The organism is Bradyrhizobium sp. sGM-13, assembly GCF_018398875.1.
Lineage (GTDB): Bacteria > Pseudomonadota > Alphaproteobacteria > Rhizobiales > Xanthobacteraceae > Bradyrhizobium.
Map to the genome: position 1 here is coordinate 1 of NZ_JAGWDK010000459.1, position 230 is coordinate 230.

Here is a 230-nt window from a genome sequence, read left to right on the forward strand (position 1 = left end):
TGTTTAAGTTTCAAGCAATTGGCGCATGGCTTGCATGGCTCCGTTGTTGCTTGCAGCTGCAGTCACCGCCAGAATAAGCTGCACTCCGAGCATTTGATGTAGCGTGGGTTGGCTGCAGAGCCGCCGAACGGAGGAATAATTATGAAGCAGTCGTTGAAGCTGACCGGGCTGGCCGTTTTGCTGGGTGTTGCCGCAGGGCCGGCGGTAGCGCAGGAGAAGATCAAGATCGG

1 protein-coding gene is annotated in these 230 nt (G+C 56.1%); it reads right to left on the minus strand.

Features of this window, described 5'->3' with window-relative positions; all coding sequences use genetic code 11:
• Positions 1–3: 3 nt before the first annotated feature.
• A partial coding sequence (locus KJQ96_RS39660) for a hypothetical protein (RefSeq protein WP_213291291.1) occupies positions 4–230 on the minus strand: 227 nt, incomplete at its 5' end.